General features: G+C 60.2%; 40 protein-coding genes and 1 tRNA gene. 6 read left to right on the top strand and 35 right to left on the bottom strand.

All coding sequences use genetic code 11. From position 1 onward, the window contains the following. Positions 1–74: 74 nt before the first annotated feature. The 35 genes from HU764_RS08650 to HU764_RS08485 form a co-directional block, all read right to left on the bottom strand. Entirely contained in the window at positions 75–560 is a 486-nt protein-coding gene (locus HU764_RS08650) for a hypothetical protein (protein WP_156858498.1), read from the bottom strand. 57 nt (positions 561–617) lie between these two features. After that, positions 618–1,787 (bottom strand): phage tail tube protein, encoded by a 1,170-nt coding sequence (locus HU764_RS08645; RefSeq protein ID WP_186703234.1) that lies wholly within the window; start codon positions 1,785–1,787, stop codon positions 618–620. 66 nt (positions 1,788–1,853) lie between these two features. Further along, complete coding sequence (locus tag HU764_RS08640) at positions 1,854–2,375, bottom strand: KilA-N domain-containing protein (RefSeq protein WP_054572992.1); 522 nt, start codon at positions 2,373–2,375, stop codon at positions 1,854–1,856. 126 nt (positions 2,376–2,501) lie between these two features. Further along, on the bottom strand, positions 2,502–2,906 hold the full coding sequence (locus HU764_RS08635) for a phage tail terminator-like protein (protein ID WP_186703235.1): 405 nt from the start codon (positions 2,904–2,906) through the stop codon (positions 2,502–2,504). Continuing rightward, positions 2,903–3,331 (bottom strand): HK97 gp10 family phage protein, encoded by a 429-nt coding sequence (locus HU764_RS08630; protein WP_186703236.1) that lies wholly within the window; start codon positions 3,329–3,331, stop codon positions 2,903–2,905. The genes HU764_RS08635 and HU764_RS08630 overlap by 4 nt, the downstream gene beginning before the upstream one ends. Positions 3,332–3,333: 2 nt before the next feature. After that, on the bottom strand, positions 3,334–3,714 hold the full coding sequence (locus tag HU764_RS08625; RefSeq protein WP_186703237.1) for a glutamate 5-kinase: 381 nt from the start codon (positions 3,712–3,714) through the stop codon (positions 3,334–3,336). 2 nt (positions 3,715–3,716) lie between these two features. Beyond that, complete coding sequence (locus HU764_RS08620) at positions 3,717–4,109, bottom strand: protein singed (protein WP_186703238.1); 393 nt, start codon at positions 4,107–4,109, stop codon at positions 3,717–3,719. A 39-nt stretch (positions 4,110–4,148) separates the two neighbouring features. Then, a complete protein-coding gene (locus tag HU764_RS08615) occupies positions 4,149–4,733 on the bottom strand; it encodes a hypothetical protein (RefSeq protein ID WP_186703239.1) in 585 nt (194 codons plus the stop codon). 43 nt (positions 4,734–4,776) lie between these two features. After that, a complete protein-coding gene (locus HU764_RS08610) occupies positions 4,777–5,724 on the bottom strand; it encodes a major capsid protein (protein WP_186703240.1) in 948 nt (315 codons plus the stop codon). 10 nt (positions 5,725–5,734) lie between these two features. Then, entirely contained in the window at positions 5,735–6,454 is a 720-nt protein-coding gene (locus tag HU764_RS08605; RefSeq protein WP_186703241.1) for a hypothetical protein, read from the bottom strand. A 112-nt stretch (positions 6,455–6,566) separates the two neighbouring features. After that, positions 6,567–7,220, bottom strand: coding sequence for a hypothetical protein (locus HU764_RS08600; RefSeq protein WP_186703242.1), 654 nt, complete (start codon positions 7,218–7,220; stop codon positions 6,567–6,569). Further along, the gene (locus tag HU764_RS08595) at positions 7,186–8,229 is read right to left on the bottom strand and encodes a structural protein (protein ID WP_186703243.1); all 1,044 of its coding nucleotides are present in this window, start codon (positions 8,227–8,229) and stop codon (positions 7,186–7,188) included. The genes HU764_RS08600 and HU764_RS08595 overlap by 35 nt, the downstream gene beginning before the upstream one ends. Beyond that, positions 8,219–9,643: a DUF4055 domain-containing protein gene (locus tag HU764_RS08590; protein ID WP_186703244.1), complete on the bottom strand. Its 1,425-nt coding sequence runs from the start codon at positions 9,641–9,643 to the stop codon at positions 8,219–8,221. The genes HU764_RS08595 and HU764_RS08590 overlap by 11 nt, the downstream gene beginning before the upstream one ends. An 8-nt stretch (positions 9,644–9,651) precedes the next feature. Continuing rightward, positions 9,652–10,953, bottom strand: a complete 1,302-nt coding sequence (locus HU764_RS08585; protein ID WP_186703245.1) for a terminase large subunit domain-containing protein — start codon at positions 10,951–10,953, stop codon at positions 9,652–9,654. Then, positions 10,940–11,401, bottom strand: a complete 462-nt coding sequence (locus tag HU764_RS08580) for a DUF2280 domain-containing protein (RefSeq protein WP_186703246.1) — start codon at positions 11,399–11,401, stop codon at positions 10,940–10,942. Before HU764_RS08580 ends, HU764_RS08585 begins: the two co-directional genes overlap by 14 nt. A 31-nt stretch (positions 11,402–11,432) precedes the next feature. After that, positions 11,433–12,029, bottom strand: a complete 597-nt coding sequence (locus tag HU764_RS08575; RefSeq protein WP_225935627.1) for a putative metallopeptidase — start codon at positions 12,027–12,029, stop codon at positions 11,433–11,435. A gap of 8 nt (positions 12,030–12,037) precedes the next feature. Further along, complete coding sequence (locus HU764_RS08570) at positions 12,038–12,250, bottom strand: hypothetical protein (protein WP_186703248.1); 213 nt, start codon at positions 12,248–12,250, stop codon at positions 12,038–12,040. A gap of 3 nt (positions 12,251–12,253) precedes the next feature. Continuing rightward, positions 12,254–12,487 carry a hypothetical protein gene (locus HU764_RS08565; protein ID WP_186703249.1) on the bottom strand — a complete coding sequence of 78 codons (234 nt, stop codon included), beginning with the start codon at positions 12,485–12,487 and terminating at the stop codon, positions 12,254–12,256. Positions 12,488–12,563: 76 nt separating this feature from the next. Beyond that, the gene (locus HU764_RS08560) at positions 12,564–12,827 is read right to left on the bottom strand and encodes a hypothetical protein (protein WP_186703250.1); all 264 of its coding nucleotides are present in this window, start codon (positions 12,825–12,827) and stop codon (positions 12,564–12,566) included. 1 nt (position 12,828) lies between these two features. After that, positions 12,829–13,152 (bottom strand): hypothetical protein, encoded by a 324-nt coding sequence (locus tag HU764_RS08555; protein ID WP_054882101.1) that lies wholly within the window; start codon positions 13,150–13,152, stop codon positions 12,829–12,831. An 81-nt stretch (positions 13,153–13,233) separates the two neighbouring features. Then, positions 13,234–13,307, bottom strand: a tRNA-Gly gene (locus HU764_RS08550). Positions 13,308–13,633: 326 nt separating this feature from the next. Continuing rightward, complete coding sequence (locus tag HU764_RS08545; RefSeq protein ID WP_186703251.1) at positions 13,634–14,224, bottom strand: hypothetical protein; 591 nt, start codon at positions 14,222–14,224, stop codon at positions 13,634–13,636. After that, positions 14,215–14,343, bottom strand: a complete 129-nt coding sequence (locus HU764_RS27840) for a hypothetical protein (RefSeq protein ID WP_264083906.1) — start codon at positions 14,341–14,343, stop codon at positions 14,215–14,217. The genes HU764_RS08545 and HU764_RS27840 overlap by 10 nt, the downstream gene beginning before the upstream one ends. Continuing rightward, positions 14,340–14,936, bottom strand: a complete 597-nt coding sequence (locus HU764_RS08540; protein WP_186703252.1) for a recombination protein NinG — start codon at positions 14,934–14,936, stop codon at positions 14,340–14,342. Before HU764_RS08540 ends, HU764_RS27840 begins: the two co-directional genes overlap by 4 nt. Further along, a complete protein-coding gene (locus HU764_RS08535; RefSeq protein ID WP_186703253.1) occupies positions 14,927–15,226 on the bottom strand; it encodes a response regulator transcription factor in 300 nt (99 codons plus the stop codon). Before HU764_RS08535 ends, HU764_RS08540 begins: the two co-directional genes overlap by 10 nt. Then, positions 15,223–15,690, bottom strand: a complete 468-nt coding sequence (locus tag HU764_RS08530; RefSeq protein WP_186703254.1) for a recombination protein NinB — start codon at positions 15,688–15,690, stop codon at positions 15,223–15,225. Before HU764_RS08530 ends, HU764_RS08535 begins: the two co-directional genes overlap by 4 nt. Further along, a complete protein-coding gene (locus HU764_RS08525; RefSeq protein ID WP_186703255.1) occupies positions 15,687–15,908 on the bottom strand; it encodes a hypothetical protein in 222 nt (73 codons plus the stop codon). The genes HU764_RS08530 and HU764_RS08525 overlap by 4 nt, the downstream gene beginning before the upstream one ends. After that, entirely contained in the window at positions 15,905–16,150 is a 246-nt protein-coding gene (locus tag HU764_RS08520) for a phiTE_015 family protein (RefSeq protein WP_186703256.1), read from the bottom strand. Before HU764_RS08520 ends, HU764_RS08525 begins: the two co-directional genes overlap by 4 nt. Further along, positions 16,150–16,347 (bottom strand): hypothetical protein, encoded by a 198-nt coding sequence (locus HU764_RS08515; protein WP_186703257.1) that lies wholly within the window; start codon positions 16,345–16,347, stop codon positions 16,150–16,152. The genes HU764_RS08520 and HU764_RS08515 overlap by 1 nt, the downstream gene beginning before the upstream one ends. After that, a complete protein-coding gene (locus tag HU764_RS08510; protein ID WP_186703258.1) occupies positions 16,347–17,108 on the bottom strand; it encodes a replication protein P in 762 nt (253 codons plus the stop codon). The genes HU764_RS08515 and HU764_RS08510 overlap by 1 nt, the downstream gene beginning before the upstream one ends. Beyond that, positions 17,105–17,881, bottom strand: coding sequence for a DnaT-like ssDNA-binding domain-containing protein (locus tag HU764_RS08505; protein ID WP_186703259.1), 777 nt, complete (start codon positions 17,879–17,881; stop codon positions 17,105–17,107). The genes HU764_RS08510 and HU764_RS08505 overlap by 4 nt, the downstream gene beginning before the upstream one ends. Beyond that, positions 17,878–18,117 carry a hypothetical protein gene (locus tag HU764_RS08500; RefSeq protein ID WP_186703260.1) on the bottom strand — a complete coding sequence of 80 codons (240 nt, stop codon included), beginning with the start codon at positions 18,115–18,117 and terminating at the stop codon, positions 17,878–17,880. Before HU764_RS08500 ends, HU764_RS08505 begins: the two co-directional genes overlap by 4 nt. Next, the gene (locus HU764_RS08495) at positions 18,114–18,839 is read right to left on the bottom strand and encodes a Rha family transcriptional regulator (protein ID WP_189662605.1); all 726 of its coding nucleotides are present in this window, start codon (positions 18,837–18,839) and stop codon (positions 18,114–18,116) included. The genes HU764_RS08500 and HU764_RS08495 overlap by 4 nt, the downstream gene beginning before the upstream one ends. A gap of 428 nt (positions 18,840–19,267) precedes the next feature. Beyond that, on the bottom strand, positions 19,268–19,462 hold the full coding sequence (locus HU764_RS08490) for a hypothetical protein (RefSeq protein ID WP_016487783.1): 195 nt from the start codon (positions 19,460–19,462) through the stop codon (positions 19,268–19,270). A gap of 30 nt (positions 19,463–19,492) precedes the next feature. Further along, the gene (locus HU764_RS08485; protein WP_100633219.1) at positions 19,493–19,732 is read right to left on the bottom strand and encodes a carph-isopro domain-containing protein; all 240 of its coding nucleotides are present in this window, start codon (positions 19,730–19,732) and stop codon (positions 19,493–19,495) included. 38 nt (positions 19,733–19,770) lie between these two features. Between HU764_RS08485 and HU764_RS08480 the strand changes: the two genes are divergently transcribed. The 6 genes from HU764_RS08480 (at position 19,771) to HU764_RS08460 (ending at position 23,801) form a co-directional block, all read left to right on the top strand. Then, complete coding sequence (locus HU764_RS08480) at positions 19,771–20,568, top strand: XRE family transcriptional regulator (RefSeq protein ID WP_338109064.1); 798 nt, start codon at positions 19,771–19,773, stop codon at positions 20,566–20,568. 3 nt (positions 20,569–20,571) lie between these two features. After that, positions 20,572–21,012 carry a hypothetical protein gene (locus HU764_RS08475; protein WP_186703262.1) on the top strand — a complete coding sequence of 147 codons (441 nt, stop codon included), beginning with the start codon at positions 20,572–20,574 and terminating at the stop codon, positions 21,010–21,012. A 2-nt stretch (positions 21,013–21,014) separates the two neighbouring features. Further along, positions 21,015–21,248 (top strand): hypothetical protein, encoded by a 234-nt coding sequence (locus HU764_RS27600; RefSeq protein WP_225935626.1) that lies wholly within the window; start codon positions 21,015–21,017, stop codon positions 21,246–21,248. A gap of 54 nt (positions 21,249–21,302) precedes the next feature. After that, on the top strand, positions 21,303–22,238 hold the full coding sequence (locus HU764_RS08470; protein WP_186703263.1) for a hypothetical protein: 936 nt from the start codon (positions 21,303–21,305) through the stop codon (positions 22,236–22,238). Between the two features lie 805 nt (positions 22,239–23,043). Beyond that, the gene (locus HU764_RS08465) at positions 23,044–23,361 is read left to right on the top strand and encodes a hypothetical protein (protein WP_186703264.1); all 318 of its coding nucleotides are present in this window, start codon (positions 23,044–23,046) and stop codon (positions 23,359–23,361) included. Positions 23,362–23,606: 245 nt separating this feature from the next. Next, positions 23,607–23,801: a hypothetical protein gene (locus HU764_RS08460; RefSeq protein ID WP_186703265.1), complete on the top strand. Its 195-nt coding sequence runs from the start codon at positions 23,607–23,609 to the stop codon at positions 23,799–23,801. Positions 23,802–23,967 lie beyond the last annotated feature (166 nt).

Below are 23,967 nucleotides of genomic sequence, written 5' to 3'. Positions count from 1 at the left end.
CCCGAGGCGCTCATGCTTCCAGCGCTTTTTCTCGTTCTCCGGCCCGGCCCAGTCCCTGCCCCAGCGATATGCCGCTACTGCTTTTCCGCAGTGGCCTGGGCCTGCTCCTCGATCCGCTTGGCGATATCCAAGGCTGTGCGCAGGGCCAGGAAGTAGATGCTGGGCATCTGCTCGATCAGGACCTTGCACAGCTGCGGGGTGTACTTGGCGGGCTCGCCCGGGCGCTCTTCGACGTCGATGCCCTGCCAGTCCTTGATCAGGTGCTTGGCGGCCAGGTCGATGAACAGGTCGTCGTCGGTTTCGAGCTCAACATCGGGGATAGAGTCGATGGTGAAGCCTGCCGTGCCCACGCCAGCTTGCTGGTTCAGCGCGGCGAGGTGCCGGCGAATCACGGCCTGGTGCGACTTGTAAATCGGGTTGGCGATGGATGCGACCAGAATTGCCGCTGTGTCAGGGCCCTGATCGCATTTCACGGCCAGGCCGCCGGGGCCAACCTTGAAGTGAACCCAGCGCTCGCCGTTGATATCCAGTTCAGGCTTTCTTGCAATCGTGATACCCATGGAATTCCTCTGCGGTAAAAGGCCCGACGCACACCGCAGGGCGCGCCGGGCAAAGGGTTAAGCGGTGACGGTGACAGCGCAGGTGTCGGTCTTGGTGCCGTCTGCAACGCTGGTGGCCGTGATGGTGGCGGTGCCGACTGCCAGAGCGGTGACCAAGCCGGTCTCGCTCACGCTGGCGATAGTCGGGGCGGAACTGGTCCAGGTGACTTGCTGGCTGGCACCTGCTGGGGTGACCACGACTTCCAGGTCGCTGGTGTCACCAACTTCCAGGCTCAGGGTGGCCGGGGTCACATCCACGGCAGCCACAACGATCGGCGCCGGCAGGCGGGTGATGGTCGGGGCTACGCGGCGGGCGGTGTAGTTCAGTTCCACCTGGATGATGTCGGTCGAGCCGCCATCAGGCCAGTCAGCGGTCACTTCCATCTCGGGGATCAGGAAGTTGTAGCCGCCGTCAGCGTTGCCGATGGTGAATTCCAGGCTGATCGCGTCATTACCCTTCTGGGCTTTCCACAGCTCATAGGCCATCTTCGACCAGCTGATTGTGATCGAACCGGACGGGGTGAACGTGGTGGCAATGATGTTGCCCGGGTACGGGTTGCCGTTGCCGATGCAGCGCTGGGTCTGCACGGCGTTGTCGAACTGCAGGTTGAAGCTGTCGACGCAGGCGTTGTCTTCGCCCACCTGTACGCCGTTGATCTTCAGGCCGCTGATGTCCTTGAAGCTGAAGCGGCGCTGGCTGGTCTCGGACTGGGCGTTGACGATGAACGACGTGTTGTCGCCCTTGTCATCCCAGGCGCGCGCGGCCATGGTCGTGGTGACCGTGACCTCGTTGTCGCCTGGGAAATCGAAGTTCATGGTCGCGACTTGCACGCCGCGGGCGATCGCCGAGACACCGATATCGGTCGCGTAGGATGCGATCGAGAAGGTGATGCGGTCGTCGCCCATGGTCAGGACGTTGCCGGCCCAGTCCTTGCCGAAGCAGGAGGCCATGAAATCGTCCAGTGCGCCAAAGCGCCATTTGGTCTCGATGTCGCCGCCAACGTCCACGGTGGTCTGGGCGGTGCCCTGCGACATGCGGGTGAAGCCGATTTCGTTGTTCTCTTCCGAATTGAAGGTTGGCATCAGGCCGTTGCTGATGCGGGTCAGCACCTTCCAGTCGCCAGCAGGCGTTACGCCTGGCGTCACCTCTTTGATGGAGGCGAGTTGTACTTTTGCACCGCTCGACATGGGGTGTTTCTCCTGTGGGTAGGCGTAAAAAAACCGCCTCGTGGCGGTGCATTGGTTGGATTCTGATCAGGCCGCGTCGAGGCCAAGGGTCATTTGTAGCTGGTCGCGCCAGTATTCGACCTGGTGCTCTAGGCCTGGCTTCTTGTTGCGCCAGCGGGCCAGTTCGCGGCCACTGAGGCTTGCAACAGCCTTAGCGTCATCAAGGGCACGACAAGCGCGGTCAAATTGCTGCTTCTCGTTCAGCTCGCCGCGCAGTAGGGCGTCAATGTGCAGGTCGGCCCATACGGCGAAGTCATCGTCGAGCCAGCGAGCGAATGCTACCGCGAGTTTTGGGTGAAGCCAGGTACCCTGACCCTTGCCGCCCTTCACTGCCTCGACAAGACCGAAGTGAGATTTTCCCACTTCGGTGTCCAGGCCCAGTGCTCTCGCCAGAGCCTTGAGGTAGCTGATGCTTGCGGGCAGGCGAAGCCAATCGACCGGGCGCTTGCCGAAGCGCTTGGCTACGTCCGTGGCGTTGATCCACCCGTCACTGTTGAAACGCACGGCTTTGCCTTGGTAGTGAAACGGAATGACGTTGCTCTCGATCATCTGTGACACCTCGTTCATCAGGCGAATAGAAACGCAGCCGGGGCGGACGGATGAACGAACATCCACCGTTCGGCTGTACGGGCCTAGGCTGCGTGTTTTGTTGCCTTGCGGCAGAAATTGGCGGGCTCAGTAGGCCCGGTATGGAACCCGAACGTTTACCTGGTACCAGCCGTGGCCGTCATCGCCAACGCTCTGCGGGGACGCCTCGAAGAAGTCGAACGGCCCTTCTGGCGCGCTGTAGTACTGGAACTGGGTGACCAGAGTGTCTACGGCCCTGGTGATTGCCAGGGTGCCGCTGTAGCTGGGCACAAACAGCTGGATGACGACGATGCCGGTCTGGCGCACGCATGGTCCGATGCCGACCTCTGGCGTGCTGCTCAGGCCGGGGATATCCGCCAGGCGCGCCCAGATGCTGCGACCGGCAGGATCAAATGGCTTCGGCGGGTTCGGGTAATCCACTGCATCAGCAGGGATCCCGGTCCATTGCGCCATGCGCCCGATGACGATGGCGCGGATTTGTTCGAAGGTCATGAGTAGGCCTGCGAGACGCCATTGAACGACACCGCATAGACGCCGCCAGGTGCCTGGGTCGAGTGGCCGTCCTCTAATTTCTCGGCGTAGGGCAAGTTCGTTTGCAAGTAAATTACGGTGAAGGGCTCGAGGCCTGATAGCTGCCTCTGCCCCTCAGCAATGGTTTCGACGCCTGTCTTATCGATCCTGGTCGTCTGCGTATAGACCGGCGCGCCAATGCTGACGATGTGGCTACCCCTGAATCTTCCTCCCGAGTAGCCGGGTGGCGGTGAGCTCTTCCATAGATCAGGGTTGCCCACGGGTGACCGCAGAACGATCTCCCCAAGCATCGCCATTGCTATCGCCCTAGATCGCTGCGTCAGCGCATCCTCAACCACGCCGGCAAATGCACTTGGTGGCGTGCTCCACCCTCTCCCCTTGGCCATGGCTACTTCCTCAGCTGGATCTCGTAATGCGCCTTGGCAGGGTCAATGCCAGGGCTAACGATTCGGTACGTGGCTTGCTGGCCGGTGAGCAGGTCCTCGGCCGTGATCTGATGCCCCACTGCCGGCCTGTCGGTGACCTCATTGGCCAGGCAGATCAGCAGCACGTCCCCCACCAGGATGTTCAGACCATCAATGCGCCGGCTGTCGTAGCTGTCGAGCACGCCGCGGCCGATGTAGGTGACCGGCTGGGCGGTGGTGGTCTCGCTTACCGGATCCCATACACCCGGCCCCATGTAGGTACCGGTGAATGCCGATACCGCATCGGCCAGATCATCGTCAAAGGCCTCGGCCAGGTCGACCTGGATGTCATCTCGCAACCCCATGGCTACCCCCGTTTCACTGCGAAGGCGAATGGATTGCTACGCCAGGGCGTGAGCAGGGACAGGGCCAATTGCACGCAGGCCGGCTGGGCAGCCGTGCTGGTCTTGTCGACAGAGCCGAAACTCTTGCTGGTCGACACCGAGCCGGCCTTGACCGTCTTGGCTTCGAGCGAACCCTCGGTCTGCTGGACGTACAGCTTTCCTTGGGAGGCGCACTTAGCCAGCCTGGCTCCGGCCTGCTTCACGTCGTCCGGGATGTCGTCCATGTCGATGCCAACCAGATTGAGCGACGTCAGGTAGGCATTCGCCTCGAAGACCGCTTCTTCCTTGTCGGCGTCAGGCGCCCAGCCAGCCCCGAGGATAGAATCCACGTCGGCCACGTTGATGTAGGTAGCCATCAGGCCTCCGCTTTAATGAATGGGGCGGCAGCCCCGGTGTTACTTCTTGTCGAGCTCGTCGACCAGTTTTTGCAGCGACTCTTTCGAGGCGTTGGCGCGGTAGGTGACGCCTGCCTGGTCCAGCTTGGCCTTCAGCGCCTCGACCTCGGGATCAGCGCTCGCCGCCTTGAGAGATTCGATGTGCTTCAGCAGCTCTGCCTTCTCCTGCTCCAGGCCGGCAACCTTCTGCACTTCACCGTCGCGCTCACGCTGCAGGCTGGCGACGCCGGCATTAACGGCCTCCAGCACCTGGAACAGGCGGCCTGCTGTTTCGCCCAGTTCGCCCTCTGGGCGCTCCAGGCTCTGAGCAGCGAAGGATTCGACGATCACCCCGACAGAGGCCAGCTCTGCAGTTAGGCGATCAAGCTCAGCTTGATCCGGGCCTTCAACGAGGGCCACACGCTTCGGCGCCTCAACAAAAGTCACTTCAGCACCAGCATCTTCGTAGGCGTCGGCCACCTTTGGCCAGTCACCTACGATCACGACCGCCTTCACGCCAGGCTCGGGGCGGTCGAAGTGCTGAGGATTGCGATAGCGCTTACCCGGCTCGAACCCGGAGGCCTGCGCGGTGTAGATCAGTTCCATGATGATCTCCAAGGCGACCCATTACGAGTCGCCCGATGCGTGATTACGGAGTGCCCAGGTCGATCAGCACGCCAGCAGTGGCCTTATCGCTGGTTGCGTACTTGGCCCAGTTGGCACCAGCGCCCACAGCGGCCAGGTTCGGGTTGATGCCGCCGGTTGCGTCGGCCCAGCTGTAACCCAGCAGATCCAGGTTGAAGGTGCCCTCGGCGCGGAAACCCATCGCCAAGTTTTCCTGGGTGTTGATCGGGTACGAGCGGAAGCCCGGGGCCTGGGATTCGGTGACGCGAATCGCGCCGGACTGCAGACCGAAGATGGTTTCGGCGGGATGGGTGTCGGTAACCAGTACCGGCTTGCCCATGGTGCCCGGCTGGCCGCCGTAGATAACCACGCCCGCTTCTTCGTAGATCTTCTCGCTGATCGCCTGATCCACCATGTCGAAGTAGGTGGCCGAATCCATGGTCCACAGCGCGATGCGTCCGAATCGGTCGCCAAATTTGCGCATGCCCTTGGTCAGAACCTTCTTGCCGTCAGTGGCGAAGCTGCCGGTGGCGACCATGTTGGCGTTCGCACCGATCGAGGCCTTGAGGGCGGCCATCGCGTACTGGATGTAGCCTTCCAGCACTGCGTCGGCATAGTCCTGGCCAACCAGCTCGGAGAACTCTTCAGGCGAGCGAGCGCGACGCTTGAAGGCCTCTTCGGTAGTCTCGTAAGGGCCGTACTTGAACGGAACCTTCACACCGACCATCTCGCCGGCACCGATCTTGGAGCCGGTCACGGTAGCGCTGGAGTTCACGTCGCGGTGACCGATCGCGCCGCCGATCTTGTAGAAGGCCCGCTTGCGCAGGTCACCTTCGATCAGCTCGTTATTCAGCACGATGGCGCCATTCGACGAGGCGTTGAAGACATCGATCACGTCCTGGATGCGCTCCAGGTAGGCGGTTTGGGCAAGATCGTTGTAAACGATCATGTCCGAGTTGACGGTGGTAGCCATGTGTTACTCCCTATTTGGGCAATTTGAGGTAGGCGCTCTGCCCGTGCGCTTCGATGAACTCGCGTTTCTGGGTAGAGGACATTTCGGAACGTTTCAGCGCGGCCCCGCCGCCACCTTTTGCACCCCCGGCCCCGCCGCCAGATGCTTTACTGCCAACAATCAGCGGGCCAAAGGCCGGATCGTTGGTGAATTCTGCTTTCAGCTCGTCCAGCGTTGCCGCCGAGAGCTTGCCGGCTGCGTCCAGCACGACAACGGTGGGTTTACCGTCGCGCTGCTCGACGCTCAGCCGGCGCTCGATGTGGGGAAGCAATGCCTTGGCGCTGCCTGGGACAGCCAAGCTGGTGGCGATCTCGGTAGCGGTGCGCCCCACGGTCAGATCCCGGATCTGGCCTTGCAGGGTGCTGTTGGTGGTTTCGAGCTGGGAGGTCAGCTCAGCCTCACGGCGGGCGTACTTCTCGGACCAGGACTTTTCGAGCTCCTCGACGTTGCCCGACTTGCGGGCGGCCTCTTCGCGCTCGAGGCGAGCGGTTTCCTCTGCCTCCTTGCGCGCCTTCTCGGCCGCCTTCTTCTCACCGAGCAGTTCGTCAACCTTGGCCTTCAGGCCGGTGACGTCTTCCTGCTGCGGGAGCCCGTCGATACCGAGGACGAACTTGCCGTCCTTCTCGACGTACAGGGCCTGGATGGATTCATCTACGCCTTCAAGGCTGTCCAGTTGGAATTTCAAGGTCATTGCTGTCTCCCAGAGACTTGGTGCAGGCCCTGCCTGCAGGCATAAAAAAGCCCCGTCATTGACGAGGCTGTTAAAAGATCAGCGGAATATTAGGCTTAGTGCTCTGGACGAGCTAAACGTCGGCTAATTCCTTACGAAGCGCTTGAATAAAATCTCCGTCTAATTCGGCTCGAAACTCCGCCGTGGCAGTGCCAACAACAAGCAGCAATCCATCAAAATTTCTACTTCCAAACTCGTGCTCAAGCTCGATAGCAATATCGAGGAAGAGGGACTGACTGATCGCAAGGCGGTTAGCGTCCCCATACTCGTATCGACCAACCATCTTTTCGTAACCAGAAATCGGAGAGCGATTGAGCTTGGCTTGTTTCCTCGTTCGCTTTGAGCGAATAAATATCCCTTTCACCACTGCCGGCTTTTCGCCTATGGAGACGAGGTCAATTGTGAGGTTGTCTCTGGAAAAGTACTGACTTATCTCGATCTTAGCGGTGTTGTCCCTGCGTTGACGGTCAGCCAAGTACAAGGCCACAAAAGCCGCAAACACCGTCCCAACTCCGGACAGCCAGTCGGCAAAAACGCTTCCATCGGGTACGAATTTGACCGTCGATGTTGGATTCAGATTGATTCCGGCAGCCAGCCCTAGCATCCCGGAAGCTGCACACGCAGCCAACCCACCAACCCAATACACCAATCTCATCTGCTGAAATTTTCCAGTAAAGTGGCAATCCGCCACTCTAAATGCCAGCCTTCTCAAAAGCCATCGGCTCACGCTCGCGCAGCTGTTTGAGGGTCAAGGTCTTGCCGTTGTCATCGACAAAGCGGTCGATGGCGAGCTCGCCCTTGCTGAACAGCTTGTAGCGCTCAGGCCCCAGCACGTCCTTCTGGAACGATGCCGGCTGCCGGGCGAGCCATTCGCCATAACTGGTCTTGCTGCTGACCTGCTCGGCACCATCAGGGCCGACAGAAGGCCTGGTTGAGCCGGGGATCTCCCTGGCGAACTCGTCTTTCAGCACTGGGATGAGCGTGGTCCGGCACCGCCAGTGATACGGAGGCTTTGGCCCATCCAGCGGGATGATCGTCTGGTCGATGCTCATGCAGAACAGCGTGGTCCGGCTGTCCAGGGTGGCGATCCGCCGCATCCCCTTGAGGATGTCGTCGTTGTCCTTGAGCACCTCCACGCGCGCCGTGGTGGCGATGTGGTTGGTCATGGTGTTGACCAATGCCTGTGCCTGGTCACGCTGCTGGACGCCCAGTGACGTCAGCCGGCGACTGATCTGCCCGGACGTCTCCCCCAGTGCCGACCCCATGCGAATCTCGCTGATGATCTCGGCGCTTTTCTTGATGCCGTACTGATCGAGCGCGCCATTGATGCTGATGCGCTGACGGCCCTTGCCGACCTCCAGGTCGAGCGGATCGGCCAGAGCTGCTGCGGCGACCTGCTCCATGCTTGGCCTGTTCAGCTGAACGACCGTCTTCACGACCTTGCCCAGCAGCGTCATGTTGAACTCGGCCTCGTAGCCGCCGAACTCGGCAAGGTCGAGCACGGCCTGCTGCTTCATCTCGCCGTACACGCCCGCCAGCTCGCCCTGTAGCTCTTGGATCTGCTTTTCGTACCGTTGGGTACCGTATCGACTCAATCCTTCCGATACGCGCGATTTGGCGGTGCCAATGGCCTTGGTGATGAACTTGGCCAGACGCTTGAGGCTTCCCCCGGCGTAGCGCTGCACGTGGACCTGGTGGCGAGTCGCTGCGTCGGACAGGTAGCCGTCACTGCTCATCGCCGCCATCTCCGGTGTCGTTGCCGGTCACCGGCGGTTGCTGGGCCAGGTCATCGTCGATTTTCTCGTCACTGCGGTCCGCCTCCAGCACGCCACCCTGACGAAGATTGACCCGAACATCCCGCTTGGCGATGAAGCCCTGTTGCCACAGCTGGATCTGGGCCAGGATGTCCTGGGCGGTCATCGTCTCGTCGAAGAACGATTGGTTGAGCCAGAAGACCGTGCCGTCCTCGTCCGGCTCGCCCATCATGAAGCGCTCGGCGTCGAGGATGGCCCGTTTCAGGGCCTCGGACACGTTGCCAGCAATGGTACCCAGCACACTGTTGTCCGAGCTGTAGCGGATGCGCACGGCCTCGGCCGTCTCGGCACCGCCCGCCTTCTGCACAATGCGTGCGCCGATCATCAGCATCTGCTCTTCCTTGTCCTTGAGCAGCGTGCGGGCCAGCTGGCTCTCGGTTGCCTGGACGAGGGTGGCATTGCCGGCCTTTCCGAGGTTGTAGCCCCGGGTCGAACCGATGTGCATGCCGTTCGGGTTCAGCTTGGCGAAGTCATCGGCACTGATGTCGGTGGTGATGAACAGCGTCGGCTGGCTGCTGATGAACCCGCTCTCCTCCACCGTGGCACTGTTTCCGTAGTGCAGGATGTTCACGTCAGCCAGGTCTTCAAGAGGCGACTTGTCGACGCTGGCGTCGTTGTTCTGGGCGCCGTAGAAGCTGAACAGGATGTGGTCGAAGGGGCGACCATTCTTGTCGAGCGGCGCGACCTCGCTGTAGCTGTTGCCGTCTTCGGCGTAGACGCGCTGGACGTAGCGGCCATCAACAAGTAGCAGCACGCGGTACTGGGTGCCAGTGGTCCGCTCCAGGCTGTCCGGACTGAACACGGACACGCACTCCAACAGGCAGACATAGACCAGGCGCTTCACGCCATCGACCACCTGCTCGTCCCAGTCGATGATCGACTCGGCGCCGTAGTGGTGAATCAGCGCGCTGCGGCCCTGCATGTCAGCCATCGAGGACACGCCCTCAACCGCAGGGAAGTCCACGAGGAAGCCGCCCCGGCCAGCGTCCAGGCATTCGCCCACGGCGTCCTTGGACAGCTGCTCCAGGCTCGTACCGTCGCCGCTGGCGTTCTCCTTGAGGTACTCGACCCCGGCGGGCAACTCCAGCTCCGCAGTCTTGCGGAACACAGCGCCCAGCAGGCCAGTGCGCGTGCGCCCGGTGATGTTCAGGAACATCGCCCGCTTCTTATACTGCTTGTAACGCGCCTGGTTCTCGGGAGACTTGTTCTCCGGGTCTGGCATCGGCAGGTAGATATCGTGCTTGCGCACCTCGCGGGCGCCCGCCACGCAGCGCTTGACCAGCTGCCAGCCGGGCAAGGCCTCCGAGTACTCTGCCCGGGGAAGGAAATTCGGCATGGGTGGCCTCAGAAAGTGAACGAGATCGGCACGTGAGTGACCGGCCTGCTGATCGGATAGTCGTGATGGATGAAGTAGCCGCCTGCGTCGTTCGCGTGGTCGACGCCGGATTTCTTGTCAGGCTCACCATTGGGGGCCCACACCTGCTGCTCCAGCCCGTCTGCATAGGTCGGGCATCGCAGCGGGTTGATCAGGTAGCGGCGTTCGCCATTCGCATTGCAGAACATCGCGTTCATGGCGTTGATGCGGTCTTTCACCGGCGGGTTGGCGTCGGGCGCGATCACGGCAAAGCCGGCCTGGCGCAGGATGGCGATGTCCGTCTCGCTGGCATTCACCGACTTGCGCGACCCGCCAGAGGCGTCGGGGTAGATCCTGATCTCGCAGGTCTTCTCGTAGTCGCGGCCGTTGTGCCGCCAGTAGCGCTCCTTGATGCGCCGGATCATGTCCGGGGTGTCGAAGCCGTCGATCAGCTCATCCACCGCCCTGGGCTTGCCGTCAGCGCGCTTGACGTGCGTGATGGCGGCCATCTTGCCGACGTTGAAGTCCATGCCAATGAACAGCGGCTCACCCGCCTCGACTGTGTCGAAGCAGGAATTCAGCTTCCGGTCGTAGGCGTGGTAGATCGAGCCGGCATTGAGGTTGACGAACTGGCCATTCAGGTAGGCCAGGATCAGCTGGGCTGGGTACGACTCCATCAGCGATGGGATGTAGTCCGGGGGCAGGTTCAGCTCGTTATCGAACGTGCTGGCCTGCACCAGGCCGTACATGCCCTGCAGGGCCGGCTTCTCGCGCAGCTGCTTCACGAACTGCTGATAGACGAACTTGAACCCCTCGGGGGTGGTGGTTACGTCCACGCCGTTCTTCAGCCCGGGCACGTTGTAACGCATCCGGGCAATGATCTTGCGCCAGGCGTGCTCAGCCTTCAGCGCTGGCAGAACATCGAGCTCGTCGACCAGGGCGTGCCCGATCTTGAAGCCCACGATGGTCTGCGGCTTCTCCATCGAGCGGCAGATGGTCGTGCTGCGGTACTGGCCGCCGCTGTAGAACTCGACCTCCTTGTCGCTCTCCTTCGTCTTGACCTTCAGGCCCCAGTCGAAAGCCACTTCCTCGATCGTCGGGAAGAAGATGTCGCGGATCTGTGGATACGTCGGCGCGAAGTAGCCGGAATCGATCCGGGGCCACTCCCACACGTGCTTGCACAGCGCCGCGCAGCCTACCCAGGTCTTGCCTGAGCCGAACCCGGCCACGAAGCCGCGGAACTTGTTCTCCATCCGGAGGAAGTTGGCCTGCGGCACGTTAAGAGACGGCATCAGGCTTCCTCGCGTCCACCACGTCGACCTGCACCCTGGTGGGCGGCACGTTGTCGTGAGGGTTTTCGTTCTTGGTCTGGCGATTCACATACACGTCGCCGACTTCCTTGGCCGCCTGCTCAAGGATTTGAAGGGCCAGCCCGTAGTTGCGCATCCCTTCGACCTTTTCGGCCAGCCTGCCCAACGTGCGGAGCCGGTAGGCCCGATTCGCTATGGGGATCTCGGCTGTCTCTTCGCGGAATCGCGCACGAGTGTCTTCGAATAGGGTCCGCCAGCGCTTGGCTAGGTCACGCCCAGCACGCTTGGTCGGGTCATGCGCCTCGCACTTCTGCCGGGTCACCTCGATGCCGAATTCTTCTCGGACGGCTGCCGCGACTTGCGAGGGGGTATCGAAACAGGCCAGGGCCTGAACGATGAAGGCTTTCACCTCGTTGCTCAGGGCCGCCATAGGTTTTCATCCGTCGTGGGTCTGTCAGGGGTCAGGCAGACTTGAGCAGACAGGTTCCGCAGGCCCTCGCAATGTTGATCTTGGCCACCTCAGGCGGCCGGCTTGCAGCGTCGATCAGCTGCTGTACGTCGTGGCTTGGGCCATACCGGCGAACCACTCCGACGAACTCCTCGACGTCGTGCCCACGCATCTCAAGCTTGGGCATGCCGTCATCACCGAATGCCGGGGCTCCGTACTTATCGAGCTTGTGACCGATGTGATACAGCTCGTGCTCTACCAGGGCGCAGAACTCTGCCTCGGTACACTGGGCGCAGTAGTCGCCGGCCAGGGTGATGAGGAACTCTGGCTCCTCTCCGAACCAGTCCCGCATCTGCTGCTCTTGACGCGCCTTCTGCCAACCTCCAGCCCGGATCATCAGCTGTTCGGCCTGGCCCAGCACTGAGCGCCCCTTCTTGTTGAAGGCAGATGAGGCCCACATCACACCGACATTGGCGTCGATGAGGTGGGAGTGATCGGGGTTGTGAATGCTGCCGGTTTCGGCCAGGACCTCGCGCTGTATCCACTCCCACAGTTCTGGAGCAGGCCTGAGGATCAGGAATGGCGATTCGAGCAGGTCGGTCGGCGGCATTGGCCGGTTCATGCCTGCCGCACCGTGACGATCCCGCGCAGCCTGCGGGTGTAGAGCTCTTCGCATGCCGGCCGCTTCGGCCTGATCGGCAGAGGCGCATAGACGCACACCCCGGCAGCGGTATCGCACCAGATAGCGCGCTCTACTTCTACCCCGTTGACGAATACCCGGCGAGGTCCACGGCCGTCAGCGTGGCGATGGAAGCTGGATGGCGCAGGCATGGGTCAATCTCCAATACGCTGGCCGGACATGACCTCGCCCAGGCTCAGCCCGTGACGGGCGCGGCTGGACTCGATCCCATCAGCCTGATCCTTTGCCACCATGGCGTCAGCAACCAGGTCGGCCTGTTGGCCGCTGGGGAACTCCCCAATCATCGAGGACGAGGCGCTATCCGCGTCAGTGGCGTAGCGGCTCACGATGTAGCGGGTAACCGGGCGAACTTGGTATTCGGTCTTCATGGGGATTCTCTGGCCTGCGCACAGGCTGAGTTGATGGCGCGCCACGAAACGGCGCATGTCGAATTTGTGGCGCGGCTTATGTGAAGACGTGACCGCGACGGGCCCAGGCATAGGCCACCACCCCAGCGTGAAGCATCACGCCGAATGGGTTGACCCAGTGCCCCTGCAGGGCGGTGACGAATGCGCCGAACCCGCCGATGGCCACCAGGTAGAAGGCGATGCTCAGCAGGGGCTGATCGGCTGGGCGGACCTTGCGCAGGTAGTCGCATGCGGCGACCACAACCAGGACGCACAGGAACACGTCCAGGGCTGTCAGCGCTGAAACCAGGATGTTGTTCATATCAGGCACCTCGCGCCGTGACGAACGACCCCATGGCAGCTTTGATCGCGGGGATGATGTTCATGGCGGTTAGGCCCAGCACGAAGGCTACCCCGCACAGCAGGTCATCGGTGACCGCGAGTTCAAGCTTCGGGGCGAGCCAGGCGGTAACGGGCTGGGTCAGGTAAACCGAGAAGCCGAAGCCGGTGGCGACCGCAGTCGCGGCCTGGAACCGGGTCAGGTCCTTCAGGAATCCCAGCGAGAGGATCGAGCCGATGAATGCAGCCATCACCACCCCGTACTTGCCCAGCACTACGCTCGCGGCGGCGCTTGTTGGTTCGGCCATAGGGGTGTCCTTGGAATAAAAGGCCCGGTTGAGGCCCTATAGAGGGCCAGGGCAAACGTGCGGAGCAGCACATAACGAAATTGGAGCGGGCAGAGGGAATCGAACCCTTCTCTGCTCAGCGTGGAAGGCTGGCGGCAAACCTGCTGCTTGCCCGCTTTGCGTGGGTCTTTCCCCACCTGTCCGCCGAAGACCATTCCAGCGCTGGCACCCTGACGCACCAGTCTCGCCGATCAAGTCTCGCGCCACCCATCAGCACAGTGAGGGAATGAGTGCGCGGGCTGCCGGTGTTTTTCCGTATCACCACACTACCGGCTAGCAGTGTCCAGGCTGTCCCGTGAGGGCCTGCCCTGGCTGCAGTTGCGTTTCTTGCGAGCACAAAAAAGCCCAGCACTTGGCCGGGCTTTTGATTGGTGTTTGCCGAAGGCAAAACTGTAACAATGGCGATACGGTATCACCAGCCGAACGGGAACGCAATAGGGCCTCAAGCGGCCCTTTTCATTTCGTAGATTGCGGCGGCTACCGGGCTCAGTGCCTCCTTGTCCAGATCCTCACAGCAGTCGAAGGCTAGGCGGACGAATCCGGCCCAATCCCTCTCCCAGTTGGTCGACTCAAGCTTGACGTCGTAGTGCGCGATCATCCATGCACGGAAGCCCTCGGGCGACTCCAGCGGATCGTCATTGGCAGACTGGCCGCCCTGGTGCATGTACCGGTACCGGGTCATGACGCCCTTCACGACATACTCCAGCTTCTCCCGCTTGGCTGCCGTCATTCGTGGCGATCGCTGCTGCACCATCAGGAATACGACCTCCTCAGCAGTCTCCTTGTCGTCGACATCTAGGCGCGGTGCGTACATGAAATGCCCGAACGCCTTGGCGTGCGGCTTGAGCTTGTCGATTGCCGACTGGACGCCGCCCGCGATTACCTGGTGAGCGGCATGGCCGGCGTGGCGCTGCCGCTCCGTGGCCTGGACCATCGCGCCCAGCAGCCCAAGCTGCTCGATGAATGAACCCTGGCTATCCCAGGCCGTGTACAGACAGTCATGCCAGGCTTGCCGTGCACTGTTCAGCTGCATTGGCCGTTCTCCTTCTTGCGGCGGCTTGCGATGGCCTTGGCGCGAGTGATGCACCAGGTGGATGCGATGGTCATGGCCAGCAGCAGCGCGCCGGCGGTATCTGCGATTGTCCAGGTCATGCCGCTGCCCTCCTCAGGTCTTTGAGCTTCTGCCTGTACAGGGCCTTGATGGCCTGCAGGTCTTCGATGGTGTAGCGGCGGGCTGATTGGTCCCTTTCCAGGGCCTCTACAGCTTCCAGGCCGATGCGCTCGATGAGGCCGATCCGGTAGTCCGCTACGTTCCCGGATAGGTATCGGTTGTCGTGCTTCGACTGGGCGTGGCAGTTGTTCTCGTCGAAGCGCAGGTGCGGGGCGGCACCGGTGCTGCGATAGTGGCCAGCGTCGACCGCGTTGCCGTTCCAGTCGAGCGGCCGCCCGCTGGAGATGCAGCGATACCCCGCCAAACGGTCCCGCTCGCGGATATACGCGTTGAACGCCTGTTGAGCCTCCCGTAGGTGGTCACCCTTCGTCTTCAGCTTCTCCCGGCGCTCCTGCAGGTCCTGGCGCGCCTGCTTGGTGATGGCCCTGGCCGCGACCTTCTGCACCTTCGAATCCTTCGACATGGCTAGCGCACAGGTGATGCTGCACACCTTCTGCGTGGTCATGGACGGCTTGAAATGCCGGCCGCACCCGGGCGCCTTGCACTTCTTCGGCTTGATCTCGGCTACGCGCATGGCTCGGCCTCCGATGCGTAGATGATTCCGGCCGCGACTGCCTTAGCGACGAGCTCTGTTCGGTTTGAGGCGTTCAGATGCAGGCGGGCATCTGCCATCCTGCTCATGACCGTTCCTGGTGAAATGCCGAGCTCGCGAGCGATCTGCTTGCCGCTCTTCCCTGTTGCAGCAAGAACCACACACTGCACCCCGCGCCGTGTCAGGCCATGGCCATACAGCCCTCGCCAGCCGGGCGCTGCGAAAACGCCTTGGTCCTTGTTTCGCTTGAGATTTGCTTCCTGGCTCTTCATGCCGCCGCCTCCCACTGCTCAGGCATCTGCCCTTTCGGTTCGCTCCAACGCACACCGCGCTCGGCGCCGAACACGTACATGCATTCGATGACGTCGCCCAGTTCAGCCACGGACATGCGCCGGGTACTGACGCCCAGCATGACGACGCCCCCGTTGATGCCTGAGGCCATGCGCACCTCCTGGCGGGCCGCAGCGGTCATGAGCGCCTTCCAGTCCTCGCTGTCGAGCTTTTGCATAACGCCATTCACCGGCCATTCAACCTGGCGCGCGATGTCGGCCAACATGGCCCAGAGCTTCGCGTTCTGCTCCAAGGTGCGACGGGACTTCACCGGCCGGACGATGATCTCGATGGCACCAGCCACGGAAAGCTCAGTGGCGAAGAGATAGGCCAGCCGGCACACGTCACGGACACGGCTCGGACCCGGCGACCAGAAGTGGCGAGGTTTTGCGATTGCTTCACTCATGGCCGCACTCCTGTCTTCTTGCTCACCTTCCCCTCGGCCTCCAGCTGACGCATTGTCTTGCGCAGGGTGTTCAGGTCGTAGGCGCGCATCATGGCCTTGATCCACTTGTTCACGATCGTGACGCAGGCGTAGGACAGGGCGAAGAGCACCAGGGCTACCAAGGCAGTTCCGGCGCATGCCATGACCGCGTAGCCAAGCCACATGGCAAGAGCGTTCATGGCGCCACCTTCAGGCCCAGGGCCTCGATGGCGCGACGCTCCCGAACGTAACCATCGATCTCTGCCTGGAGCTCCACCAGCACAGCCTCCCGGGAGGCCTGCCAGCCCTTCTGGAACGACTCCCAGTCGGCCTGGGCCATAGGGTCGATGTAGTTGTTGCCCTTCGGAGGCTGGCGGCGATGGTCGCGGGAGTTGGTGCGCTCGAAGGCTTCGCGCATTTCGCGCATCTTGTTGGTGTCCATCAGTGCTTCTCCTTGCGCGCAGCGAAGGTCTTTCGGAACGGGATAGCGGCCAACATGGCTACCGGTGTCATCGCCAACGCAAAGCCGCTCACAGGACCGAGATCCAGTTTCAGAACGAAGGAAAACCACTCCCCAATACCTGCGCCAAATGCCATGCAGATCAGGATCAAGAACAGCGCTTTCAGGTAACCAATCATCACACCCCCTCCCCGGCCGGCTGCCCGGCGCGCTTGATGTTCAACTTGGCCAGCAGGTGTGCACGGCACGCGGCGGCGCTCGACGGGATCTGCTGGAGGTCCAGTAGGCGGGCCTGGCGCTGGCTGGCGTACTCGTCGGCCAGCTCGCTCAGGCTCTTCTGGCTGTCGTGGCCGATGCCGGCGGCGATGTCGCCCAACGGCTCGCCGGCGACCAACATGCGGATCGTGATGTCGTAGGCCCGGGCGAACACCTTCTCGGCCCGCTCCACCTCCATTGACCCAAGGTTCTGGGCTTCACACTGCAGGGCCGCGTGGCGCACGGCTGCGTGCGTCCAGTGGCGTGCACCTGCCCTGCTGGGGTGGAAATTCTCCAGAGCCTCGGCCAGGGCCCGCGCAAGCGGCGGAATGCCCATTTCTTCCGGCGTCGGCTGGCACAGCTTGATGAACTTGCCGCTGCTCGGGGCGAAGTCGGTACCCAGCACCCGGCACTTTTGGATGCCGAAGCGGATCTGCTCCAGAGTGTTGATGCCCGCGGCGACGAAGGACTTGATCCAGCTGCGCTTGGCAGCCTTCAGCGCTTCATCATCCGGCCAGGCCTGCTTCCAAGCCGGGAAGATGGCCTGCAGCTCCTTGAACAGGGCGTTGACCACTTCGGTGGTGCCTGGGTCCAGCTGCTTGGCCGGGGTGTGCACCTCGGCGGGAAGGTTGCGGCTGGTGGCCATGATCTGCGTCACGCTGCGCAGTTTTGCGGGTGTGGTCATAGGTCACCCAAGTCGTCAGCCCAAGACGTGTCGCTGAAGTCCGGCCCATTGGCCTGGCGCTTCACTGGGAACGGTCGAACGTTGCTTGCGGTAGCCACGTCGCGCTTCACCCACTTCACCAGCAGGCTCACCCACGCGGCTTGCGTCTCGATGCGGCCCGAGGCCGAGTAGTGGCAGACGAAGGCGGCGGTTGCTTCCTCGGTGAACAGGCCTACAGGGATGCCCATGCGCTTGGCGTAGGCCTTCAGCAGCTTGTCGTCTGGCTTCCACTCAAGGTCCATCTCGGTCGGGGACTTTGGGTCAACGCCGGATTCCTCGCCCGCGCGTTGTGTGTTGTGTTCTTCCTTTCCATTCCCTTCCCTTCCGGGGTCAACCGCTCGACGACCAGTCGACGACTCCTCGGCGAATTGTCGGCGACCACTCTCCGACCCATCTTCGATTTCTGCCGGCGGAGCCGGGTATTTGAAGTTCTTCTTCTCGATCTTCTGGTGCTTCCAGCCACAGATGTGCAGGTAGTTTTTTCCTGCTACCCAGTAGCTTCGGGTCAGCTCGGCGCCTTCCAGTTCGCCAAGGAGCGCGGATACCTCTTCCGTGGTGATGTCGTCACCAGGAAAGACCAGGGCCTTTATCGTGCGAGCGGCCAGCGGGTGGTTTCCCCCGTCATCGCAGAAGTTCCACAGGCCGATGAACAGAAGCCGGGCCAGCGGACGACAGGACATGACCTGCTCGCTCGACCAGAATTCGGGCTTAATAGTGCGAATGCGGGCCATCATTGAGCCTCCAGCTTGGTGATCAGCTCTCTGGCTGCCTGTGCCGCTGCTTCAAGAGCTTCATGGCGGGGCGGTACTCCGTCCTCAATCAGCAGAACTAGGTCTTTGGCGGCCTCCAGCAGCTCGGCATATGAGAAATAGTCACCAATGCCAGCGGCAGTGACTCGACCACCAGCGACTCGCATGCCCAGGCGAATCGGGTCGACAGGGTTTTCTACAACGATTGTCACGAGCTTCATGTGCGCCCCTTCCCTACAAGCTCCACCAGTTCATCGAACCGCTCGACATACCAATGAGGCTGGGTTTCGCGTGGACTGTTAGGGCTGGTCAGGTTCTTGCCGAAATGAAGGCCCTTTTCAGTGATCGCCCAGAATTCCACCACGCCGCGCTTGGTGCTGTTTCGCTGGCATCTCTTGATGAGCCCCTTTTCGGCTAAGTAGCGATTGAACACCCTGGCAGTGCTGCGAATGCCCCGATCTTTCAGCAGATCGGTCAGAGGCAGGGTTTGCATGGATGAGCCGCCAGTAGCATCTGGAGCCGCATCAATGGCGTAGCTAGGCAAGAAGCTGGATTCGAGGCCGTTGTTTGCGGCGATTCTGTTCAGCATGGCCATTTGGCTGGAAGGCGAAGGCTTGAGCAGGCGCGTGTAGCATTCAAAGATCGCAATCTCGCCATTGACCTTGGCACCATTCACCTTCTTGGCTGGATCAAGAACGATCTTCTCCAGTTCCCGCCAACGGCGAATTACGCGCATACGCAGCATGGCGCTGTAGCCAGTCAGCAGGCACTCAGTGTGCTCTCGGTCGAGGAAGTATTCGGTTTGCCTGCGGTTGCGAGCATCCAGGTAAATGTGAGCAAAACCGCTCACATCAACTTTCAGCTCGGAAGCCATTGCCTGAATGTCGCGCTTAACGTCTGGGTGGCGTTTTCCGGTGAGTTCGGCAATCTCTCGCGAACTCATGGTTTGCCGCGCCACGTTTTCATTATCTTCAATTTGTGGCGCGTGGCTGATTAGCCCCTTGCCTGGGAGTTTCGATTCCGTCATGATTCACCCTACAGATGAGTTACCACTGTGCTTAGAAAGAGCCGCCCCGCCAGGCGGCTTTTTTGTGTCCGCGATTCAGCGGATTCGCTAACCTGGGCCTTCATCAGTCCCTCCTTTTTCAGGCCCTATTGAGTCCTGATTCCTTTGTGGTACCGGTAGGTTTCGGATTTTTCCGGTTCCCCTCGGCCTGGTCTTTTCGAAGAAGCGCTCTGTTCCCAGCTTTGCGGCGTACTGCTCAGGCGACATGCCTGCCTGTTTCGCCAGTCGCTCAAGCTTTTCGTAGAGGCGTCCATCGATCCCGTGGCAGATCGTGGTTTCGGGCACGTAGGCCTCCTTCCGGGCCTTCAGGCCGTCTGGCTTTTGTCGTTAACATCGCTCTCGATGATGCTTTCCAGTTTTTCCTCCACGCACATACGCACGAAGACAGCCAGCTGAAGCTTGTGCAACCGAGCTACGGCCTTAAGCGCCTCATAGGTCTCCTCGTCGTAGCGCGACTTAATCTCCCGGTCTTTCAGGTGACTTTGGTCGTGATAGGCCATACGGGTACTGCTCCTTGCGGTTGAAATGGGTTAGGCGGCGGTCTTGGTTGGCGCAGTGGCAGCCAGAAGGCGCTGAGCCTTGAGCGGCTTTCCGTTGGCCTTTGCCAGGGCTGCGATCTTTTCGGCGTAAGTTGTTTCGCCGGTGTATTCGGTGCGCGGGAGGCAGCCAGCGGTGAGCCACTTGTAGACGGCGCGCGGCGTTTTCCCGCAAGCGAGCGCAACGGCGGTCACGCCACCTGCGTCATCGATTGCCTTCTTGAGCTCCTGCATGGGGCCTCCAAACGAAATATGAACTGTCAGTACATATTATGTCGGAACTGAAAGTACATGCAAGCGCGTGCGATATTGAACCTATGGTTCAGATAGAAGAAATACGAGCGGCCTTTGCGGCGCGCTTGAGAGAAGCCCTGCTTGCCAACGACATTCCTTCGTGGGGCGGCGGCGCTCGCCTTGCGAAACTGGCAGGGGTCACACCCAAGGCCAGCAGCAAGTGGCTAAACGGAGAGTCGATGCCAGGCGGGGCCAAGATGCTTGCCCTGGCATCCGCGCTCAAGGTACGGGTCGAGTGGCTGGAATACGGGCGCGGTGGAATGCGGGATGGCGATCATGAAGTCCCGAAGCCATTGGCGTCACAGCCCGCCGACATTCCCGCCTTCCCTACTGAAGATGACGAAGAAGACGCGTACGTCCACATCAAGCAGTACACCGCCCTCGTTTCGGCGGGGTCAGGTCAATCCAATGACCACGTCGAGGTTAGGGGGACGCTCGCATTCAAGCGCGAGTGGATCCGGTTCATGGCGCTTAACCCGAAGAACCTGAAGGTAATTTACGCGCAGGGGTCAAGCATGGAGCCAACCATAAGTGACCGCGACGTTTTGCTGATTGATGAGTCGCGCATCGATCCTGTGGACGGCCAGGTGTTCGCGCTCTTCAGCGAGAACAAGGGTGCCATCGTCAAACGCCTGATCTTCTCCGACCTGGAGGGATGGATAGTTCGGAGCGATAACCCAGACAAAGCACTCTATGCAGACCTCAAGGTTCCGGACGGGGAGATCCATGAGCACCGAATCCTGGGTCGCGTAATTTGGCGTGGCGGAGTCCTCTAGCCCATGGAATACAAAGCTGCCGACCAGTCATGGCCTGGCGACTTCGTCACAAACTTCATGTTTGTCGCGACCATGCAGCTTCGGACGCCGTATTGCGTCCTTGAGCGCCATGGCGAGACCTATTGGGATCGATCTGCGCCGCCTCCGATCTTCGTCAGCGAGGAATGGCAGGGAATATGGGTGCCGCAAACAGAGCTTTCTGACCGCATGATGCCCTTCTCGAAAATGGCGTCTGAGATAGGCCCTGTGCCGACATACGGAAGCGACTTTCACCGGTTCCTGCCCTCGGTCCGACAGCTAGCCGAAAGCATTGATGATCCCGATGAGCGTTGCGAGTCCATCCAACAAGAGTGCCGAAGGGAGCCATGGGCCGAGATCGTCGAGAAGCTTGGCGGTGCAGAGAAGATCTCCGACCGGTTTTCAGGCGATGTGAAGAAGGCGTAGCCATGCCCCTAACCAAGCCCAACCAAGAACTCCACCGCGACCTTCAGGGCCTGGCCTCTGACCTGAAATGGTCAGCGGTCGAGCTGATGCGGATTGCGGTACGCCTGAGCGAAGCCGGAAATGAGGTAGACGCCCAGGCAGTGATCAGGATCTGCCAGGTTATGCAGGCTGGGGAGGATCGGTTGGTGGGGTATGGGGATGAGGTGAAGGTGGGAAGGATTGAACGGAAGCCATAGGGCTGCATACCAGACGCGATTTGAGGCCTCAGTGCAAGGAGTTAACAAAGCCCAATGACCGGAAATATCAATCATAAGTATGGAAGCATAAGAAAGCCTGGCGACCTTTTAAAGGTGCCAGGATATAGCCCGAAGGTCGATTTCTCTGAAAGCTCAGGAAGAAGGGTTGTCGAGATGCTCGATGGATACGAGTTTTCGAAGGAAGATGAGTATCCATGTGGAATTAAGGCATGCGCAACCAAGCATCAGTTTGGGTACCTGATAAAGACGTCAGATGGAATTTATACAAATATCGGCAACAGGTGTGGAAAAAAACATCTAGACCTAGACTTTGATCGGGTCAAGAAGGAGTACAAGTCTAAGAGAAAAGCTTTCGACAATGCGAATGCTCTTGCAGATATAAGATCATCTTTCGATAAGATCGAATCGCGCATAAGGATGCTTGAGCTTGCAGCGGTGACGTTCAAGAGATTCAGATCGTACCTGTACGAGGGCGTGAGATCTCAGCTTCTTGAGGCCACTTCGCTCGCAAAGGCAGGCCAAAGAGAGGTGTTCCGTACCCGGAGGATGAGCAAACGAGAAGCGTCCATCCATTACGAGATAACAAAGACCTCTAGCAAGGACTATGACAAGCGAAGACCTACAGTGGAAGAGGTGGTTTGCCGCATATCCGGAGGAAGGATACTTAAGGACTCGTTAGAGGATCTGGTCAGGATTGAGATAAGAGAGCCACTCAAAAATCTTATCGATCTTTCTGACTTCAGCTTTTCTGTGCTTACGGATAAAGAGCTCGAATCCTTATCTCTTGCATCTAACAAGGCGGTGAGAGCCATATCATCTGGAGAACAATTGATGAGTGACGGCCTTGTTTTTTACGGAGAAGAAAATCTTTCAAATTTTTCGGTGATGGGCGCAGATAAAGATATTATGTTATCTATTACTTCGAAAATATCCAATGAGCTGCGTGAGGTCTTCAGCATCGCTGAATAACCGAAACGCAATTTATCATATTGCCAAAATTCTCATCCATAGCTGGCAGCTCCATCCACAGGGCTGCCAGAGGGGCGCTGACCTCCACGTCGTGGCACATAAAGCATTCTCCAGCCGCGTACCATTCTGCGATTCTGAATCCGTCACATTCGTTGAAAATTAGGCATTCCTGGCCGTCATCCGGGGTAACCAGGTCAGTCCTTTTGAAAAAAACACGAATCTGGTTCACCATTTCACATTCCTCATATTCATGCCGAAAACCAAACCGATTCCATATGAGAATACACAAGTCCTAGCTGATTTGTAGCTGGGCCGATCACGCTCTTGGTTTTGCCACCTGAAGCCCGCCTAGCGCGGGCTTTTTTGTGCGCGCAAGAAAAATGTGTACTTTTGGTACTTGACGACTGTGAACCACTGGTACATATTTACACCCATCGAGGCGCTACACAGCCCCTCGGGAGGCCCTCAAGCCTCACCGCTCTTTCACATTGATGGGAACCTCGCGGATCGATCCCGGCAACGGCACAGCGCGAGCAATAAATTCGATCCCCATGCCAGCTCTGGAACTGGTGAACAGACCGCATTGCCTCTACCGGCGACCGGCGATCAGACGGGTCAGATAGCCCGCCCACGGCAGGAACACCCTGCACGGCTGATCGAGAGCGAAACGCTCGAACCGTTAGGCCCAGTAGGCACGAAAGACCCGGCAAGCAATGCGCCCCGCCACCCCGGCGGTAATGGGACAGAACGATTTACTGATGCCGGTTCACTGAGCCGGCATTGGAAATCAACTGGAGTGACACCAATGGAAATCACATTCCCAGCAGACAGCGTGAGCGTGGACAGCACATACAGCAACAGCGGAGTCAGCGTAACGGTTCAGGCCAATGGCCGAGAGGTCGCTGCTCAGCTTGACCTTGACGACCGCCTACACGATCTCGACCCAGTAGACATCGTGAGCGAGGTAGGCGCCGAAACCCTTTTGCAGCAGATCGGAGAGGAGGAAGTTCGCGCTTGGCTTCTGGCCAACAGCGACCCCGACGACACGCTGGAGCATATCGGCCTCGACAAGATCGACGAGTTCATGTCCCACCGCGGCGATGATCGTGACTTGCCCGCTTAAGCAGACGATTCCCCGGTGCGCCTCAAGCGGGGCGCATCAGGGGGAATCCACTGGAGATAGCTATGCGAATAGTGAGAGTGAAGTTCAAGCCAGACACGAAAGAGGGTCGCGATATCTGCGACGCCATCAGCAAGGCCGATGGTAACGAGCTGCTTCAAGCGGCTCTGCGGAACCATCTGCAGTCTGCTATGCGCGAAGGTCTTCGGTGGCTGACCAGATAATCAACCGCCCTGGAGGGCAAGACGATGAACCTGAACGACAGAAAGCAGGATGACCGGATTCGTTCGGCCCTACGCAATGCGGACAAGCGAGGTCAGCTGCAAGTGGTTGCAGCGGTAACCGGCATTACAGGCGGCGTGGAGAAACTGCGCGAGATCATGAATAGCACCGACGAGTTGCACATCATGGATCGCGGCATGCTGGCTCTGCACCTGGGCTGATTCCCTGACAGCCGGAAAGACGGCCCGATGCCCTGCCCCCCATCGCAGGCTGCATCGGAGTGTTATCTGGTAGTCGGTGGAGCAGTGTTAACCCTAAAGCGGTCATTCGCGATGGCGCCAGGGGTTGCGTAGGTTCAAGAGAACGAATGGCGGAGTGCACGCTGCC

It is taken from the genome of Pseudomonas kermanshahensis, from assembly GCF_014269205.2.
GTDB lineage: Bacteria > Pseudomonadota > Gammaproteobacteria > Pseudomonadales > Pseudomonadaceae > Aquipseudomonas > Aquipseudomonas kermanshahensis.
Note: the sequence above shows the minus strand (reverse complement) of the source record. Positions and strands in the feature narration are given on the sequence as shown.